The sequence below is a fragment of the Caballeronia sp. NK8 genome, from assembly GCF_018408855.1.
GTDB lineage: Bacteria > Pseudomonadota > Gammaproteobacteria > Burkholderiales > Burkholderiaceae > Caballeronia.
Map to the genome: position 1 here is coordinate 1571972 of NZ_AP024325.1, position 16440 is coordinate 1588411.

General features: G+C 62.5%; 9 protein-coding genes. 8 read left to right on the top strand and 1 reads right to left on the bottom strand.

Features of this window, described 5'->3' with window-relative positions:
- Positions 1–236 precede the first annotated feature (236 nt).
- Positions 237–2009, top strand: a complete 1773-nt coding sequence (lpdA, locus tag NK8_RS32415) for a dihydrolipoyl dehydrogenase (RefSeq protein ID WP_213232350.1) — start codon at positions 237–239, stop codon at positions 2007–2009.
- 3 nt (positions 2010–2012) lie between these two features.
- Here lpdA and NK8_RS32420 read toward each other — a convergent pair whose 3' ends face one another.
- Positions 2013–5468, bottom strand: coding sequence for a response regulator (locus NK8_RS32420; RefSeq protein ID WP_213232352.1), 3456 nt, complete (start codon positions 5466–5468; stop codon positions 2013–2015).
- Positions 5469–5789: 321 nt separating this feature from the next.
- Between NK8_RS32420 and NK8_RS32425 the strand changes: the two genes are divergently transcribed.
- From NK8_RS32425 to NK8_RS32455, 7 genes are all read left to right on the top strand, one after another.
- On the top strand, positions 5790–7922 hold the full coding sequence (locus tag NK8_RS32425; RefSeq protein ID WP_213232354.1) for a type I secretion system permease/ATPase: 2133 nt from the start codon (positions 5790–5792) through the stop codon (positions 7920–7922).
- Positions 7923–7924: 2 nt separating this feature from the next.
- Complete coding sequence (locus tag NK8_RS32430; protein WP_213232356.1) at positions 7925–9346, top strand: HlyD family type I secretion periplasmic adaptor subunit; 1422 nt, start codon at positions 7925–7927, stop codon at positions 9344–9346.
- Complete coding sequence (locus NK8_RS32435) at positions 9336–10757, top strand: TolC family protein (protein ID WP_225936456.1); 1422 nt, start codon at positions 9336–9338, stop codon at positions 10755–10757. Before NK8_RS32430 ends, NK8_RS32435 begins: the two co-directional genes overlap by 11 nt.
- Before the next feature lie 149 nt (positions 10758–10906).
- Complete coding sequence (locus NK8_RS32440) at positions 10907–13399, top strand: hypothetical protein (protein ID WP_213232358.1); 2493 nt, start codon at positions 10907–10909, stop codon at positions 13397–13399.
- Positions 13400–13590: 191 nt separating this feature from the next.
- Positions 13591–14625: a taurine ABC transporter substrate-binding protein gene (gene tauA / locus NK8_RS32445; RefSeq protein WP_213232360.1), complete on the top strand. Its 1035-nt coding sequence runs from the start codon at positions 13591–13593 to the stop codon at positions 14623–14625.
- Entirely contained in the window at positions 14622–15401 is a 780-nt protein-coding gene (locus NK8_RS32450; RefSeq protein ID WP_213232362.1) for a taurine ABC transporter ATP-binding protein, read from the top strand. Before tauA ends, NK8_RS32450 begins: the two co-directional genes overlap by 4 nt.
- A complete protein-coding gene (locus NK8_RS32455; RefSeq protein WP_213232364.1) occupies positions 15398–16249 on the top strand; it encodes an ABC transporter permease subunit in 852 nt (283 codons plus the stop codon). Before NK8_RS32450 ends, NK8_RS32455 begins: the two co-directional genes overlap by 4 nt.
- The last annotated feature ends 191 nt before the right edge of the window (positions 16250–16440 follow it).

The following is a 16440-nucleotide window of genomic DNA, read 5'->3' on the forward strand; positions in this document are numbered from 1 at the left end:
TCACCTCGTGCTCGATCGGCTGGGCCGGAAGGTGTGCTCTGGGTCGGTCAAACGCGTGCTTCGTAATATACCACTGAATATAACGACGACGAAAAGACGGATCGACGTCCGCGCCGCTTGCCGGGCGCGCGGTCCGGACAGGGCGTATCCTACGACTTCGGCGCGCCGGGGCCGGCCTCGGCGGGGCCGCGTCCACGTTTCCAATCGCGAGAAAATCGCTTACAAGGAGAATCTGAATGGCCAGGATTGAAGTCAAGGTTCCGCAGCTTTCCGAATCCGTCACCGAAGCGACGATGTTGCCGTGGAAGAAGAAAGCGGGCGACGCCGTGGCGCAAGACGAAATCCTCGTCGAACTGGAAACGGACAAGGTCGTGCTGGAAGTGCCCGCGCCCTCGGCGGGCACGCTCGCGGAAGTCGTGAAGCAGGCTGGCGAGATCGTTCACGCGGACGAAGTGCTCGCCATCATCGATACCGAAGCGAAAGCGTCCGCCGCCGCGCCTGCGCCCGCGCCGGAAAAACCCGCCGCACAACCCGCCGCGCAAACCACGGCACAATCCACGCCCGCCGCCGCGTCAGGCCAGAAGGCCGACTTCGATGTGATCGTGATCGGCTCCGGCCCCGGCGGCTACATCGCCGCGATCCGCGCCGCGCAGCTCGGCCGCAAGGTCGCGTGCGTCGAGGAATGGATCAACCACGCCGGCAAGCCGAAGCTCGGCGGAACGTGCCTCAACGTGGGCTGCATTCCGTCGAAGGCGCTGCTGGCGTCGAGCGAGCAATTCGAGAAGGCGCAGCTCCATTTCGGCGATCTCGGCATCAACATGGACAACCTTTCTGTCGACGTCGACAAAATGGTCGGGCGCAAGGAAGCGATCGTCGAAAAGATCACGGGCGGCGTCGAATTCCTGTTCCGCAAGAACAAGATCACGTGGCTCAAGGGTCACGGCAAGCTCGCGGGCAAGGACGGCGCGAACTTCAAAATCGACGTGAGCGGCGACGGCAAGACCGAAAGCCATACCGCGCAACACGTGATCATCGCGACGGGCTCGAAGGCGCGTCATCTGCCGGACGTGCCGGTCGACAACAAGTCCGTCTCCGACAACGAAGGCGCGCTCGCCTTCACGTCCGTGCCGAAAAAGCTCGCCGTGATCGGCGCGGGCGTGATCGGCCTCGAACTCGGCTCGGTGTGGCGCAGGCTCGGCGCAGAAGTGACGATTCTCGAAGCGCTGCCCGAATTCCTCGGCACGACCGACACCGCGCTGCAAAAGGAAGCCGCGAAGCTCTTCAAGAAGCAGGGACTGACGATTCACCTCGGCGTGAAGATCGATGACGTGAAAACCACCGATTCGAGCGTTGCCATTTCCTACAAGGACAAGGACGGCAACGCGCAGACGCTCGATGCGGACCGCCTGATCGTGTCGATAGGCCGCGTGCCGAACACGGACGATCTCGGCCTCGATTCGATTGGCCTTTCAGCCGACGAGCGCGGCTTCATTCCCGTCGACGGTCATTGCGCGACGAAAGTCCCGAACGTCTACGCGATCGGCGATGTCGTGCGCGGCCCGATGCTCGCGCACAAGGCCGAGGACGAAGGCGTGCTGGTGGCGGAAATCATCGACGGGCAGAAGCCGCACATCGACTACAACTGCATTCCGTGGGTGATCTACACGCATCCGGAAATCGCGTGGGTCGGGCAGACGGAGCAGGCGCTGAAAGCGGCGGGCCGCGAAACCAAGGCCGGCCAGTTCCCGATGATGGCGAACGGCCGCGCGATGGGCATCGGCGAGACGGACGGCTTCATCAAGATCATCGCCGATGCGAAAACCGACGAGATTCTCGGCGTGCATATCATCTCGGCGAACGCGTCGGATCTGATCGCCGAAGCGGTAGTCGCGATGGAATTCAAGGCGGCGAGCGAAGATCTCGGGCGCATTTGCCATCCGCATCCTTCATTGTCTGAAGTGATGCGGGAGGCGGCGCTCGCGGTGGACAAGCGGGCGTTGAATATCTGACGCTCAAACGCGCCGCGGCATCCACACCCGCAACAGCGAGTAAAGCCGGTCGACGTCGATCGGCTTCGCCAGATAATCGCTCGCGCCCGCCGCGAGACATTGCTCCTGATCGTCCTTCATCGCCTTCGCCGTGATCGCGATGACCGGCAGCTTCCTGAACCGCGGGTCCGCGCGGATGCGCCGCGTCGCTTCGAGTCCGTCCATTCCGGGCATCATCACGTCCATCAACACGATGTCGATGTCCGGATTGCTGTCGAGCGTTTCGATCGCCTCGAAACCGTTGCGGCCGATATCCACCTTCAAACCCTGATGCTCCAGCGCGCTCGATAGCGAGAAGATGTTGCGGATATCGTCATCGACGAGCAGCACGCGGCGGCCGTCGAGGACGCGATCGCGCGAGCGCGAGACGTGCAGCATCGCCTGACGGTCCGCCGACAGATCCGTCTCGACCTTGTGCAGGAACAGCGTCACTTCGTCGAGCAGGCGCTCCGGCGAACGCGCGCCCTTGATGATGATCGACTGCGAATAGCGCATCAGTTCGGCTTCCTCATCATGCGTGAGGCTGCGTCCCGTGTAGACGATCACGGGCGGGAACGAGTACGAATCCGTCGCGGCCATCTGGCGCAGCAGGTCGCCGCCCTGCATGTCGGGCAGCTTCAAATCGATGATCATGCAATCGAAGATCGTCGTCTTCAGCAAGTCGAGCGCGTCGCGGCCGAACTCGACCGGCGTGATTTCCACGTCGGCATCGCTGATCAGTTCGACGATGCTCTGACGCTGCCGCGCATCGTCCTCGACGAGCAGCACACGCTTGATCTTCTGGCTGCTCTTCTCTTCGAGCCGCTGGAAGATCGCCGTCAGTTGCTCGCGCGTGGTCGGCTTCACCGCGTAGCCGATCGCGCCGAGATGCAGCGCGGCCTCGCTTCTGTCCGACCCCGACACGACATGCACCGGAATATGCCGCGTCGCCGGATTCGCCTTCAGTTCCTGCAACAGCACGAGGCCCGAGCGGTCCGGCAAGCCGATGTCCAGCAGGATCGCGTTCGGCGCGCTGTCCCGCGCAAGCCTGAGCGCCTCGCGCGCGGTGCCGCTGACGATGCAGCGATAACCCAGTTCGTGCGCGAGATCGAACAGCACTTGCGCAAAGTCCGGTTCGTCTTCGACCACGAGAACGAGACGGCGGCCGGGTGCGCTATCGGCGCGGTCGTCGTCGATCACATGCGCGACTTCGACAGGCTCGGACAGCGCTTCATCGACGAGGAGCGGCGCGGGTGCAGGCGCGGGCGCCTGCACTTCGGCGCCGGACGGCGCGGCGCCATCGTAGGCGACTGGCATCGTCAGCGTGAACGTGCTGCCCATACCCTGCGTGCTGCGCACGCTGATCGAACCGCCGAGCAGATGCGCGAGACTGCGCGAAATCGACAGGCCGAGGCCCGTGCCGCCATAGTGACGGCTCGTGGTGCCGTCGGCTTGCTGGAACGCTTCGAAGATCGCCTGCTGCTGGTCTGGCGCAATGCCGATGCCGGTATCGGTCACGACGAACTGCACCGCGCCCTCACCGGCCGCCTTGAGCGCGAGCGACACCGCACCCGCATCCGTGAATTTCACCGCGTTCGACAGCAGGTTCTTCAGAATCTGCTCGAGCCGCCGGAAGTCGGTGGTGAGCGTCGGATAGTCGTCGATCTCGCTGCGCAGTTCGAGCCTGAGCTTCTTCTGCCGCGCGAGCGGCTCGAAGGTGCGCGCAAGCGACTCCATGATCCTCTGCAGGGGCACGTCCTCGATATGCAGATCGAGCTTGCCCGCCTCCACCTTCGAGAGATCGAGAATATCGTTGATGAGATTGAGCAGATCGTTGCCCGCGGAATAGATCGTCTGCGCGTACTTGATCTGATCGTTCGTGAGGTTGCCGGTCTTGTTCTCGGACAGCAGTTTCGCGAGGATCAGCGAACTGTTGAGCGGCGTGCGCAACTCGTGCGACATGTTCGCGAGAAACTCGGATTTGTAACGGCTCGCGCGCTGCAGCGCTTCGGCGCGCGATTCGAGTTCGCCTTGCGCGGCGTTGAGCGCGACGTTGCGCTCGTCGAGCACGCGCGCCTGTTCCGCGAGCTGATCGTTGGTCTGCTCGAGTTCCGACTTCTGGTTCGCGAGATACGCCTGCGCCTGCGAAAGCGCCGTGGTCTGCTGCTCGAGTTCCTCGTTGGTCGTGCGCAGTTCTTCCTGCTGCATCTGCAGTTCTTCGTTCAGCTGCTGCGTTTCTTCGAGCACGCGTTGCAGCCGCTCGCGATACTGCGCCGCCTCGACGAAATCGCCGATATTGCCCGCGATCATCTTCAGGAACTGCTGGTCGCGCTCGGTCAGCGTGTGCATCGCGCCGAGCTCGATCGCGCCGTTCGCCCGGCCTTCGTTTTCGATCGGCATGATGGCGAGGCTCGCGGGCGCGCTCGCGCCGAGCGCCGAGGTCACCTTCCAGTAGCCGGCGGGGACATCGTTCAGACTCGTCAGCTTGCGCGCGTGCACCGCCTGCCCGACGAGGCTCTTCACGCCCGCGAGCGATTCGGGAACCGGCGCGCTGTCGGGATCGAAGCCGAAGCTCGCGGTGCGCTTCAGCGCGCCATCGTCCTCGCGCACGTAGAACGCGCCCATCGACACCTTCAGGTAGTCCGCGAGGAAGTCGAGAATCGTCTGGCACAGCTCGCCGAGCGATTGCCGGCCGATCACCCGCTCGGCGAGCTGCGTCTGCCCGTCGCGCAGCCACGCCTGCTCCTGCAACGCGCGCGTCTGCCGCTCCTGCTCGCCGATCGCGGCGCCGAAGGCGTTGGAAAGCTGCATCAATTCGCGCCTGCCGAAGATCGCGAGGCTCACCGAGAGCGTCAGGCTCAGGATCAGGAACACGACGACGGTGATGGTCGTCAGTTGCCGCGCGGACTCGATGCGCTGCAAGCGCAAGGTCTGCTCGATGTTGAGAAACGCGGCAAGCTCGCGCTCCGTTTCCGCGCGCTCCGCCGAACCGCGGCCCGCGCGCACGAGCGCGCCGGAATCCAGATTGCGGCGGCGCGCGTCGATGAGATTCTCAGCAACCTTGTCCCATTGCGCCTGCAACGCGCGTACGCGGATCAGGCGGTCCACTTGCGGCGCGTTGTCGGAGACGAGTTCGGCGAGCGTGTCGATATCGGCGGCGAGTTTGGGCTTCGCGGTGTCGTAGGGCGCGAGAAACGCATCGTCGCCGGTGATCAGATAGCCGCGGATCGCGCTTTCCTTCTCGCTGACGAGCCGGCCGATTTCCTGCGCATTGCCGATGACGCGCTCCGAATGCTCGACCCAGTTGATCCCGGAAAGCAGATACAGCACGAGCGCGACGAACGCGACCGCCGTGACGAGGCCGGTGCCGAGCGGCAGCGCGATGTTGCGAAAGAGAATGCGACGAAAACTTGCCTCGTCGACGCCGGACCGCAATGGCATGGACAGCTCCGATTTAGGGTTGTTTTTTTGAGATGCTCGCGAAGGGTAGCACTGTATCGCTTTTCGGCACGGTCGCTCAGGTAGTCAACCGAATTGGCGCATTTTCTCCCTTGCAGTTGTCATGCATGAAAACGCATTCATTACATGTGTATTACTGCATTATTACCAAAAAATTAACTCGCTTTAGGAATGCGTCTTTTTGATGCATCCCTTCAGATTTTGCTTAATTCCCATCTGCCTCGGTTGTCCTAACAAACCTCGCCGAATATTCTCGCAAGGGAGGCACCGCTGCAAAAAAGCAATTTGAATAAGCATGACCAAATGAATAATAGTGAAATAGAAAACCTGAAAGTCGCGGAAGATCCCGGGGTTGCCGCACTCATTACGATTGCCCGCTATCACAATATCGCTGCCGATGCAGCGCAACTCAAACACGCCGCCGCGACAGGAGGCGGCCGACTCACTGATAGGGATCTCGTACTTTCCGCCCGCAGCCTCGGACTGAAGGCACGCATCGTCCCACTGCGCGCCGAAACGCTCGCCGCCGCACCCCTTCCCGCACTCGTCCTGGATCGCGACGGCTCTCACTTCATCCTCGCCAAAACCGACGGCAAGACCGCGCTGATTCTCGAATCGGGAGGCGCGGCGCCCACGATCAAACCCATTGAGGATATCGCTGCTCGAAGCAGCGGAAAAATGCTGCTCTTTGCTTCGCGTGCCTCGCTGGCCGGAGAACTCGCGCGTTTCGATTTCTCCTGGTTCATCCCCGCCGTCGTTCGCTATCGCAAGCTGCTGCTCGAAGTCATGGGCGTATCGCTCGTGCTGCAACTCTTCGGGCTCGTTTCGCCGCTGATGTTCCAGGTCGTGATGGACAAGGTGCTGGTCAATCGCACGTTCAGCACGCTCAATGTCGTGTGCGTGACCTTGCTCGTGGCTTCCATATTCGAAGTGCTGCTCACGGGTCTGCGCAATTACGTGTTCGCGCATACGACCAACCGTATCGATGTCGAACTCGGCGCGCGTCTGTTCCGGCATCTGGTCGCATTGCCGCTCGGCTATTTCGGCGCGCGTCGCGTCGGCGATACGGTCGCGCGCGTGCGCGAACTCGAAAACATCCGCAATTTCCTGACCGGTCAGGCGCTGACGGCATTCATCGATCTTGTTTTCTCGGTCGTCTTCATCGCCGTAATGTGCCTGTACAGCGTGTGGCTCACGCTGCTCGTCGTTGCTTCCCTGCCGGTCTATGGACTGGTGTCCGGCCTGCTGGTGCCCGCCTTCCGCGCGCGGCTCAACGAGAAGTTCGCGCGTGGCGCGGATAACCAGTCGTTTCTCGTGGAATCGGTTTCGGGCGTCGAGACGGTCAAGGCGATGGCCGTCGAGCCGCAGTTCATCCGGCGCTGGGAAACGCAGCTCGCGGCGTACGTGAGCGCCGGATTTCGCGTCAATCAGTTGAGCAACGTCGGCCAGCAGTTGATACAGCTCGTCGGCAAGCTCGTCACGCTCGGCACGCTCTTCATCGGTGCGCGCCTCGTGATCGACGGACGGCTTTCCGTCGGCGAACTGGTCGCGTTCAACATGATGTCGCAGCGCGTTAGCGGACCGGTGCTGCGTCTAGCGCAGTTGTGGCAGGACTTTCAGCAAGTCGGCATTTCGATGCTACGCCTGGGCGACATCCTGAACACGCGTACCGAAATTCCACAAATGCGTCAGGCGCTGCCACCCATTCGCGGCGATATCCATTTCGATAACATCCGCTTTCGCTATCGCCCCGATGCGCAACCGGTCATCGACGGCGTGTCGCTCGGCATCGCGGCGGGCCAGGTGATCGGCATCGTCGGGCGCTCGGGCTCGGGCAAGAGCACGCTCACGAAGCTGCTGCAGCGGCTCTACATTCCCGAGCAGGGCACGGTGCGCATCGACGGTCAGGATCTCGCGCTCGTCGATCCGGCATGGCTGCGCCGGCAGATCGGCGTGGTGCTGCAGGAGAACCTGCTGTTCAACCGCTCGGTGCGCGAGAACATCGCGCTGACGGACCCGGGCGCGCCGCTCGAAGCGATCATGCACGTCGCGAAGCTGGCCGGCGCGCATCAGTTCATCAGCGAGATGCCCGAGGGCTACGACACGCTCGTCGGCGAGCACGGCAGCAATCTGTCGGGCGGACAACGCCAGCGGCTCGCCATTGCGCGCGCGCTTTTGACGAACCCGCGCATCCTCATCTTCGATGAAGCAACGAGCGCGCTCGACTTCGAGACCGAGCGCGTCATCCGCGACAACATGAAGGCGGTCTGCGCGGGGCGTACGGTGATCATCATCGCGCATCGACTGAGCGCGGTGCGGCACGCCAACGCGATCATCGCGATGGATCACGGCAGGATCGTCGAGGCCGGCGATCACGACGCGCTGATGAAGCACGGCGGTTACTACGCACACCTCATTTCGCTGCAGGACGGCTGACCATGAAATCACTCAAACTTCAGGCGTCCGTCGATCTGATGCGGCGCTATGCAAGCGTATGGCGCGCTGTCTGGGAGCTGCGCGCGCAACTGGAGCGGCCGCCGCGCGATGCCGAACAGCTCGCCTTCCTGCCCGCCGAGCTGGAGCTGGTTGAGACGCCGGTGCATCCGGCGCCACGCTGGACCATGCGCGTGCTGATGCTGCTCTCGGCGGTCGTCTTGCTGATCGGCGTCGTCGGCAGGCTGGATATCGTGGTGACGGCGAACGGCCAGTTCGTTCCGAACGCGCGCGTCAAGACGATTCAGCCTGCCATCACGGGCGTGGTGCGGGAGATCCGCGTGCGCGACGGCGATCGGGTCACGGCTGGCCAGCTTCTCATGAAACTGGACACGACCCAGGCAGCCGCCGACGCCAACAAGGCCTTCTCCGCACGGCTCGATGCCGAACTGGCGGCTGCACGCGCCAATGCCTTGCTCGCTTCGCAAAGCAGCGGCAAGATGCCGGCCGTCGCCCCTGTAAGCGATGCGCCCGACGCGCGCATGCAGGCGTCGCAACGTCAGGCCGAGGGCGCGTGGCTCGAATACCGCGATCAGTACGAAGGCGCGCGAGCCGAGTTGGCGAAGCGTCAGGCGGAACTGGACAGCACGCGCGCGCAGATCAACAAACTCGTCGCGACCGCGCCACTCGCGCGTCAACAGGCCGACGCGTATCGTGCGCTCGTCAACGACCGGTACGTGGCGCGCAACGACTATCTCGACAAGGAGCAGCAGGCGCTCGACAAGGAGCACGAGTTGACCGTGCAGCGCAGTCACGCGAACGAACTTGCGGCGGCCATCGTGGGACAGCGCGCGCAGGTCGAGGCGACCGCGTCGAAGTTCCGTCGCGATCAGCTCGACGCGCTCGAGAAGGCCACACAACTGATGACGCAAAGTCACGACGATGAAACGAAGGCCCAGACCCGTCAGGCTCTGCTGAGCCTCGTGGCGCCCGTGGCCGGCACGGTGCAGCAACTTTCCGTGCACACGCTGGGCGGCGTCGTGACCACGGCGCAGTCGCTCATGGAGATCGTTCCCGACGATGCGCTCGAAGTCGAAGCGCGCCTGCAGAACAAGGACATCGGTTTCGTGCACGTCGGTCAGCACGCGGCCGTGAAGATCGAAGCCTTTCCGTACACCCGTTACGGATTCCTGAATGGAACGATTACCGAAGTCTCGAACAATTCCGTGCAGGACAAGAAACTCGGATTGACGTTTCCGGTTCGAATCCGGCTGGAGACCAATCGTATTCATGTGGACAGCCGCTGGATTCCGCTGACGCCGGGCATGGCGGTGACGGCTGATATCAGCACGGGCAAGCGCAGCGTGATTGGATATTTCCTTGATCCTGTGATGCAGACGACACAGGAGAGCATGCGTGAACGTTAAGAACAAGCGGCTCATGATGCTCGCCGGACTGGCGGCATTGAGCGGGAGCGCTCACGCGTTCGATGTGCTGCGCGCCGAGCAGACCATTCCCACCACGGCGGCTGGCCCGATCGTGACGGCCTGTGAATTCGCCCAGGCGCCGGGCCGGCCGCTCAGACTCGAAGAGGCGGTCGAGCGCACGCTGTGCCACAACCCGAAGACGCGTGAAGCGTGGGCCACCGTGAAAGCGCAGGCGGCGGGCGTGGGCGTGGCGCGTGCGGCGTACCTGCCGACGCTCTCGGCAAACTGGCAAGGCGTGCGCGAAGACTCTGTGATGAACATCGAGGATCATCCCGCGTTGAGTTCGGACATCAACGCGAATGTGCGTTCGGCCAGCGTGAGCATGAACTGGCTCCTGTTTGATTTCGGTGGCCGCGAGGCGGCGTTGAAGAACGCGAACGCGCTGTTCGACGCGGCGCGCGCGACGCAGGACGCCACGCTTCAGCGTTTCTTCGCGAGTGCAGCCAGGGATTACTACGCGTCGCAGACAGCGATGGGGCAGTTGAAGGCGGCGCAAGACGTGGAGAGCATGACGCGTCAAAGCATGCTGGCGGCCCAGGCTCGCGCCGACAAGGGCGTCGCGCCCATCACCGATGCGTTGCAGGCGCAGACGCAGCACGAGCAGGCGCTGTTCAGCCTGACCAAAGCGCAAAGCGATGCGCAGACCGCGCTGGGCACGCTCGCATCCGATATGAACCTCAGCCCGGACGTACCGCTCGATGTGCCGCCGGTCGCGGAAGACGCGCGCACGGACCCGCGGTTCAGCGAATCGGTGGCGCAGATGATTCGCGATGTCGAGGAAGCGCATCCATCGGTGCGCGCGGCGCGGGCGCAATACGACGCGGCTGTCGCAAAGATTTCGCAGACGCGCGCGCAAGGTCTGCCCAGCATCAGCCTGGTGGCGAAGTACAGTCAGAACAACCAGCCGCAAAGCCTTGGACTGGGGCTCGCGACCTATCCGTCGACGGGCCATGACGCGTACATCGGCGTGCAGGTGAGCATCCCGTTGTTCGAAGGCTTCGGGCGGCACTATCAGGTCAATCAGGCGCGCGCGCAGGCCGAGCGGCAGGAGGACTTGCTCGACGATGCGAAACGGCAGGTCGCGCTGGATGTATGGACGAGCTATCAGACGCTGACGGGCGCGACGAAGAACGCTGAGAACAGCGCGAATCTGCTTGCGATCGCCACGCGCACTTATGACGCAGCGAGTCATCGCTATGAGGCGGGCGTGGGGAACATCCTTGAACTGATCAACACGCAGACGGCGCTGGCCAATGCGAAGCAGCGGCGGATTCAGGCGCTCGCGGATTGGGATTATGCGCGGGTAGATCTGGCGTCGAAATTGGGGGCGTTGGGGAAGGGGGATTTTTGATGTGACCGTTTCAATCAACACCGGAGGGAGGTCAAGACGATGCCTCCTGGCCGGTTCCGGAGGACATGTGCACTTTGCATGACTCCACTTCGTCCACTTCGGGGGTTTTCGACGTGGATACTTTAAAATCGTTTATATATGGAGTGCTTATGAGTACGCATTACGTCGTAGATATACCGAGCGTGAGTGACATTGGTTTATTTCCTGACGCGATAATCGAGGTAAGGGGAGGATCGTCCCTGAGCGGCATTTTCTCGTCGGACCAGGTGATTCTGGACAGCGGCGCAAGTGTCAATGTGGGTGGAAGTGGCAACACGATCACCGGTTCCGACTCTGCGAACGTGTTCGTTTGGGGCGGCTCAGGCAATGTCATTTCGGTCGGTGCACACAGTAGCGTTGTCGATGTAGATGATGGCGAAACCGTGACCATCGGCGCAGACAGCATGATCAGCCTTTACGGCAATAATTCAACCCTGAACGCAACGAACGGCAACGATCGAATCTATGCGAGCGGAACCGGAAATGTCATCAATGCCGTAAACGACAGCATCACCGTGCGGGCAGGCGCTTCGTTCACGTTGTCTGGATCGAACAACTCGATTTCAATGGACAACTTGAATGACCAGGGCGCCACAGTTCGCGCGGGGGCGTTCACATTGACTCAAGATCAGGGTGGGATTGTGGTGACCGGTGGCGTGAATCCAGGCGCCATTGCGTTGATCAATGGTGTGGTTACCGTGCAACTCGGCAACGGCAATGTGGCGACGATCAATAATGTCACATCTGGCTCTACGTTCAAATATGTCGATTCGTCTGGCAAGGCGACCACGACAACGCTCACGGATGCAGGCGTTTTGTATCTGGGCGGGACCCTGTACGAAGTGACAGGCTCTGTCATGGCGAACCAGAGCAATGCGATTTTCCAAGTAGACAACGGCGCGTCACTCGACCTCACCGCCTCGCACAGCCAGGTGATTACGAATGATGGCACGATAAGCATCCAGGTCACGGGTGACGGAAACACGGTAGTGGGTGGCAGTACCAACGGCACGCACTTCCAACTGTCTGGGAGCGCGAACGTCCTCTCCATCGGGGACGGGGACAACGTTCTCGATACTCAACCGTTTTCCCCTTTTCTCAGTTACGGCACCTATGTTTCCGATAGCGGATACGGGACAACTCTGACTATCGGAAAAAACGTTGCGGTAGCCGAATTTGGAACGAACGCGACCATTAATGCGCTTAAAGGTGGTGACTCAATCGTCGTAGGTGGCACTGGAAATACCGTCAACGCCAACAATGACACGATCCTTGTACAGGCATCGCTTTCGCTGTCGGGATCGAACAATCAGTTGTCGATGGACAATCGATATAGCCCGGGCGTGACGGTTACTACGAAGACTGCTTCGCTGACCGAAGACGGGAGCGGCATCACGCTCACGGGCACCGCGAACGTCAGTTCTGTAACGCTGACCGATGGCAACGCGACCGTGCAGCTCGGCGACGGAAACGTAGCCACGATCACCCAGGTCGCCTCTGGCGAAACGCTTACGTATGTCGATGCTTCCGGCAAGCAAACGACGACCACGCTGATGGATTCGAACCTGTTGCACGTGGCGGGTAATCTCTACAACGTGAACGGGAATGTGCTGGCGAACCTGAGCAATAGCATATTCGATGTATTGAGTGGTGCTTCGCTCAACGTGAACGGCGCTTCTGACACCGTGATTCTGAGTGCCGGGGCAGGTTACGTTGGCATCGCAGGAACGGGCAACACATTGATTGGCTCGAGCGTGAGCGCGGCCAATGTGCAGGTGCAAGGTGTGGGGAACATCGTGTCCGTCGGAGCCAACGGGAATATTCTGGATTGGGGAACCGGCAATACGGATACCGTAGGTGCCGGCGGTTATGTACGTGACGGGGGTAACGGCAACACGGTGAATCTCGGCGTCGGTGCTTCCCTGGATTCTTCCGACGGGGAGACGACCATCAACGCCACACAGGGTGGCGCTCAGATCCGCACGACAAACGGGAGCGGCGCCACTCTCTGGGGCCGAACCATCAATGCCAACGGCGCGTCGATCGATATGGAGACACGTGGAGAGAGAACGACGATCAACGGAGACAACAACCAGATTATCGATCACGACAGAATCACAGACCTCTTCTTGAATGGCTCGAACAATTCGCTGTCGATGGACTCGATGTATGGTCTGGGAGGGGGAATCGTCTCAATGGGGACGACCGGATCGTTGTCTGTGGGATCAGGTAGCTCCTCGGGGACCAACGTTGTGACGCTTTACGATCGCTTGAACTACTCGGGATCAGCAACGCTGACCAACGGTGTACTGACCTTGCAACTCGGCAACGGAAACGTGGCTACGATCAGCAACGTGGCTTCCGGCACGACGTTTGAGTACTATGACTACGGCTCGAACCACTCGGTCGTCACGACGCTGCAGGACACTCGCGTCGGCGCCAGCCAGTTGCTGGGCGCTTCGCGTGCCGATACGCTGACCAGTCAGCTCGTCGCGGCGATGGCTTCCTACACGAGCAACGACGTCGCTGCAGCCACAACGGGTTTCCAGATGTCGGCCAATTCGGCCTTTCATGACACCCTGGTTGCTTCCAGCATCCACTAAGCAGTCTTAGCGCCGAACTGCCGTCGTGAGCGGTGCATTCGCACACGACGGCACCGGGAGCGCCATAGTTCGAACGTCCCCCATCAATAGCAATCCTCCCGCCCTTTCATTTGCTACGCACAAAAGATTGGTAGCCGCGGCACGCCAAGTGCCTATAGTCGAACGCTTCACTCTCTCTTCTTTTTCGCGCCATGAAAGCTTCGATTCGCCGCCGTCGTCTGATTGCCAGCCTCGCCTCGCTCACCCTCGGCGCCGCCGCGCTCGCGCCCCTTCACGCGCAGGCCGACACTCGCGAGGTCGTCATCGGCTATCAGGACATGGTCGTGCCGTGGCGCTACGCGCAGGCGAGCGGCGCCGTCGAGAAAGCGACCGGCTACAAGGTTACGTACCGCAAGCTGGGCAGCGGCGCCGATGTGATTCGCGCGCTCGCGTCCGGTTCGATACAAGTGGGCGAAGCCGGCTCCAGCCCGATCGCGGCGGGGCTTTCGCAAGGTGTCGATCTGTCGCTGTTCTGGATTCTCGACAACATCAACGACGCCGAAGCGCTCGTCGCGCGCAACGGCTCGGGCGTGACGAAACTCGCCGATCTGAAGGGCAAGACGCTCGGCGTGCCGTATGTATCGACGTCGCACTTTCATGCGCTCGTCGCGTTGCAGAAGGCGGGGATCGATCCGTCGACGGTGAAGATCGTCAATCTGCGTCCGCCGGAAGTGGCCGCGGCGTGGGAGCGCGGCAACATCGACGCGACCTACATCTGGGACCCGGTGCTCGCGAAGGCTAAACAGAATGGCCGCGTACTGATCACGTCCGGCGAGGTCGCGAAGGAAACCGGCAAGGCGACCTTCGACGGCCTCGTCGCGTCGCGCAAGTTCGCGCAGGAGAATCCCGCATTCCTGTCCGGCCTCGTAAAAGTGCTCGCCGACACCGACGCCCAGTACCGCGACAACAAGACCGCATGGACGGTCGATTCGAAGCAGGTGCAGGCGGTCGCGCAGGAATCCGGCGCCGCCGCCGCCGACGTGCCCGCGAGCCTTGCGCTCTACGCGTTCCCGTCGGCCGGCGAACAGGCGTCGCCGACATGGCTCGGTGGCGGCAAACAGTCGGGCGCGGCGCAATCGCTCACCGCGACGGCGCAGTTCCTGAAGCAACAGGGCACGATTCAGAACGTGCTCGCGGATTATTCGACGGGCGTCGATCCGCGCTTCGTGCAGCAGGCCGCGAAATGACCTCGCTTTCGATCCGCAATCTCGGCGTCACCTACGAAGGCGCGAGCACGCCGGCGTTGCAGGGCGTCGATCTGCACATCGGCAGCGGCGAGTTCGTCGTCGCGCTGGGCGCCTCGGGATGCGGCAAGACCACGCTGCTCAATTGCCTCGCCGGCTTTCTCGATCCGACCGAAGGCGTCGCGACGCTCAACGGCGAGCCGATCGACGGCCCCGGCGCGGAACGCGGCGTGGTGTTCCAGAAGCATGCGCTGATGCCGTGGCTCAACGTGATCGACAATGTCGCGCTCGGCCTGCGCTTTCGCGGCGTGAAGCGCGACGAACGCCGCGAGATCGCGCGCCGCACGCTCGCGCTCGTCGGCCTGGCGCAGCACGAAGACGCGAAAATCTACGCGCTGTCGGGCGGCATGCAGCAGCGCGTGGGCATCGCGCGGGCGCTCGCAAGCGATCCCGAAATCCTCCTGATGGACGAACCGATGGGCGCGCTCGACGCCCTCACGCGCGAAAACGTGCAGGAAATCGTGCTCGATGTCTGGTCGCGCACGCGCAAGACCGTTTTCTTCATCACGCATAGCGTCGAGGAAGCGCTCTTCCTCGCCACGCGCCTCGTGCTGATGACGCCCGGACCGGGACGCATCGAGGAGGTGCACGAGTTGCCGTTCTCTCGCGAGTACATCCGCAACCGCGATGCGCGCGCCGTCAAATCGTCGCCTGCGTTCATCGAATGGCGCGAGCGTCTGACGCGCCGTCTGCATCGCGCGGAAACGGAGGCGGCATGACGCAACCTGTTCACGCGCTGGCCGACACGCCGCGCAACGCGACTGCGAAGCGCGTGAGGCGCCGGCGCCGCGGCATGCCCGGCGCGGGTCCGACCGCGCTTCCAAGCACGCTGTGCGTCGTCGCGATCGCCGCGCTCTGGTGGGCATCGACGCATTTCCGCTGGATTCCCCCGCTGTTCCTGCCTTCACCCGAAGCGGTGTGGCGAGCATTTCTCGACGCCGTGCACGGACGTCTTCAGGGTGGGCTGCCGTTGTCCGAGCATCTGCTCTGGAGCGCGATCCGCGTGTTCGGCGCGTTCGCGCTCGCCGTGGTCACCGCGGTGCCAGTCGGCATTCTGATGGGCGTGAGCCGCATTGCGCGCGGCGTGCTCGATCCGCCGCTGGAGTTCTATCGGCCGCTGCCGCCGCTCGCGTATCTGCCGCTCGTCGTGATCTGGTTCGGCATCGATGAAACCGCGAAGATCGTCGTCATCTGGCTCGCATGCTTCGCGCCGATCGCGATGGCCGCGCGTGCGGGTGTGAAGAGCGCAACGGCGGAGCAGGTGAATGCGGCCTGGTCGCTCGGCGCGAACTTGCGGCAAGTGGTGTGGCATGTCGTGCTGCCGGCCGCGTTGCCGGAGATTCTGACGGGCCTGCGCATTGCCGTCGGGTTCGGCTGGACCACGCTTGTTGCGGCCGAAATGGTCGCCGCGACGGCAGGGCTCGGGCAGATGGTGCTCAACGCATCGAGCTTTCTGCGCACGGATGTCGTGGTGATGGGCATCGTGTTGATCGGCGCGATTGCCTGGGTTTTTGACTTTGCCATGCGCGTGGTGGAGCGGCGTCTTGTGCCGTGGAAGGGACGGTGAGGGTGTAGACGGCGGCGCAGCGTTTCGCCGGATCCCGTATTCGCGTCGGTCTATTAGCACTGCCCCTGTGCGGGGCGGCAGTCACTTTCTTTGCTGCTGCAAAGAAAGTAACCAAAGAAAGCAGCCTTCCCCATCCAAAGTACTTCAGGCCGGCCCCGGCACAGGCGATCGGTCTTGGCACAGCAGTAGCG

What these genes read in the sequence shown, in the direction of transcription:
- lpdA (WP_213232350.1), top strand. Translation starts at nt 237, where the DNA reads ATGGCCAGGATTGAAGTCAAGGTTCCGCAGCTTTCCGAATCCGTCACC.
- NK8_RS32420 (WP_213232352.1), bottom strand. Translation starts at nt 5,468, where the DNA reads ATGCCATTGCGGTCCGGCGTCGACGAGGCAAGTTTTCGTCGCATTCTC.
- NK8_RS32425 (WP_213232354.1), top strand. Translation starts at nt 5,790, where the DNA reads ATGAATAATAGTGAAATAGAAAACCTGAAAGTCGCGGAAGATCCCGGG.
- NK8_RS32430 (WP_213232356.1), top strand. Translation starts at nt 7,925, where the DNA reads ATGAAATCACTCAAACTTCAGGCGTCCGTCGATCTGATGCGGCGCTAT.
- NK8_RS32440 (WP_213232358.1), top strand. Translation starts at nt 10,907, where the DNA reads ATGAGTACGCATTACGTCGTAGATATACCGAGCGTGAGTGACATTGGT.
- tauA (WP_213232360.1), top strand. Translation starts at nt 13,591, where the DNA reads ATGAAAGCTTCGATTCGCCGCCGTCGTCTGATTGCCAGCCTCGCCTCG.
- NK8_RS32450 (WP_213232362.1), top strand. Translation starts at nt 14,622, where the DNA reads ATGACCTCGCTTTCGATCCGCAATCTCGGCGTCACCTACGAAGGCGCG.
- NK8_RS32455 (WP_213232364.1), top strand. Translation starts at nt 15,398, where the DNA reads ATGACGCAACCTGTTCACGCGCTGGCCGACACGCCGCGCAACGCGACT.